This window comes from Mycobacterium sp., assembly GCF_050701675.1.
In the GTDB taxonomy this organism is placed as follows: domain Bacteria; phylum Actinomycetota; class Actinomycetes; order Mycobacteriales; family Mycobacteriaceae; genus Mycobacterium.
The window spans coordinates 1-2,166 of sequence record NZ_JBOGDD010000476.1; the positions used below are offsets into that span (position 1 = coordinate 1).

Below are 2,166 nucleotides of genomic sequence, written 5' to 3' on the forward strand. Positions count from 1 at the left end.
CTCGTCGGGGGGGCCGAGCTCTACCGACGCGTCGGCGCCATCGCGAGCGGCAAGGTGGTCACCACACTTCTACGCGGCCAGGGCATCCGAGGTGCCCGGTTGAGTCAGCCGGTGCCAAGGCCACCCACCGGTTGGGACGCGCTGACGCCGACCGAACTCCGTGTCGTCGACCTGATCGGCACCGGACACACGAACCGTTCCGCCGCAGGAGAGTTGGGGGTCTCGACCAACACCGTCAACACCCATCTGCGGGCGGTGTTCCGCAAGCTCGACGTGAAGTCACGGGTCCAGCTGACGATCGCCTATCGCGAGTACTCGACCAGGGGCGGTCCGCAGAGTCGGGGCTGAGCCCGTATCGGGGTTTCGCGATCACATCGCCGGGTACACCTATCTCACGGCCTTCGAGTGTCAAGCCCCCTGTCCCCGGGTTGCTCGTGCGGCGACTTCTCCTTACATACGCGGTACCGCAGCTGTGAAGACATCAGAGCGTCTGGTCGCGACCACACGCCAATTGCGGCGGGAACCGAGGACACCGATGGCCATCAGCGACGTTGCGCAGTATGCGCACTTGAGCCAACGCGACATCGGCGCGCTCGGCGCGGAGTTCGATGCCATCCGCCTTGACGTCGAGGCGTCCCTTGGCGCGAATGACGCAGCCTACATCCGCCGCACCATCAATCTTCAGCGCACCGTGGAGGTGGCGGCCCGACTACTCATCGGTGCCAGCCGGTCGAAGACGGGATGGCTCCTGGGAACCGTAGGACTGGCGTTCGCCAAGAGCGTCGAGAACATGGAGATCGGCCACAACGTAGGTCATGGGCAATGGGACTGGATGAACGATCCCGAAATCCATTCCAACACTTGGGAATGGGATATGGCCGGGCTGTCCTCGCAATGGCGGTATTCCCACAACTATCGCCACCACGTGTTCACCAATGTGCTCGACATGGACGAGGATCTCGGGTTCGGCGTCATGCGGTTGACCAGAGATCAGCCGTGGCACCCGTCCTACCTCCTGCAGCCGTTGCAGAACCTGTTGTTGGCATTGACGTTTGAATGGGGCATCGCGCTCAACGGTGTCCATGCCGTCCGCGACCGCGCGGAGACCGATGGTGAGAAGAGAGCACACTGGCGCGCCCTCATCGCGAAGATCGGCCGCCAATTGGTGAAGGACTACGTGGTCTTCCCGGCGGTGAGTCGCAGGCGGTGGCGTCAAACCATGGGTGCGAATGCGACGGCCAACGTGCTCCGCAACCTGTGGGCATACGTGGTGATCTTCTGCGGCCACTTCCCGGATGGTGCGGAGAAGTTCACCGCCGCCGCCATCGAGGACGAAAGCCGATCCGATTGGTATCTGCGGCAGATGCTGGGTACCGCGAACTTCAACGCCGGACCACTGCTCGCGTTCGCCAGCGGCAACCTGTGCTACCAGATCGAACACCACCTGTTTCCCGATCTGCCCAGCAACCGGTACGCCGAGATCGCCACCCGGGTCCGCACTCTGTGCGAAAAGTACGACCTGCCCTACACCACGGGTTCACTGCGGCACCAATACCTGCAGACCATGCGGACCATCCACACACTCGCCCTGCCGGACCGGTTCCTCACCGACACCAGCGACGACGCGAAGGAGACCGCATCAGAATGCAAGTTCGGGCCGGCCGGCACGCCATTCGCCGGGGTGGGTGACCGGCTGCGCCCAGGTGGGCGCACGGGTTTGCGCACCGCATTGGAGATGGGCGGTCGTCGAAGTACACGGGTTCGACGCCGTGATCACACGCCGGTCGGGGCTGAATCTGCTTGACGTTCAGGCGATTTGTGCACGCGCGCCCGCGCTCACCGCGGGTCCGTGTGCACGAATCGCGGCGTCGACAAGTCGACGGACACCTCGAAGGATGCCCTGTCGGCGCGGTAGACGTCCCTGGCGAACTCCACGTGCCTGCCGCCCGCGTCGACAGTCGTTCTGGTGAGCAGGGTGCCCGCGGAGCCAGGTCGGACGCCGAGCTGAGCGCTGGAGGCGTCGTCGAGGACGATGGACTCCAGCACGGCGGTCGAGCGACTCAACTCGATTCCGTACCGGTCGCGCAGCGTCGCCCAGAGCGATCCCTCATCGGCGAGATCGAGGATGCCTGGCGTCAGATCTGCCGGGAGGAATGTGGTCTCGAG

3 protein-coding genes are annotated in these 2,166 nt (G+C 64.5%); 2 read left to right on the top strand and 1 reads right to left on the bottom strand.

Translation table 11 applies throughout. The annotated features are described in order from the left end of the window. Together ACRDUX_RS14205 and ACRDUX_RS14210 are read left to right on the top strand one after the other, a co-directional pair. On the top strand, positions 1 to 348 hold a 348-nt coding region (locus ACRDUX_RS14205), incomplete at its 5' end, for a response regulator transcription factor (RefSeq protein ID WP_526414669.1). Between the two features lie 187 nt (positions 349 to 535). After that, complete coding sequence (locus ACRDUX_RS14210) at positions 536 to 1,804, top strand: fatty acid desaturase family protein (RefSeq protein ID WP_526414670.1); 1,269 nt, start codon at positions 536 to 538, stop codon at positions 1,802 to 1,804. Between the two features lie 32 nt (positions 1,805 to 1,836). Here the strand turns inward: ACRDUX_RS14210 and ACRDUX_RS14215 are convergent. Continuing rightward, positions 1,837 to 2,166 (bottom strand): UTRA domain-containing protein (locus ACRDUX_RS14215; RefSeq protein ID WP_526414671.1); only part of this gene is annotated, 330 nt, incomplete at its 5' end.

Excerpts from the sequence above, each read along its gene's own strand:
- ACRDUX_RS14210 (WP_526414670.1), top strand. The coding sequence starts at position 536 with ATGGCCATCAGCGACGTTGCGCAGTATGCGCACTTGAGCCAACGCGAC.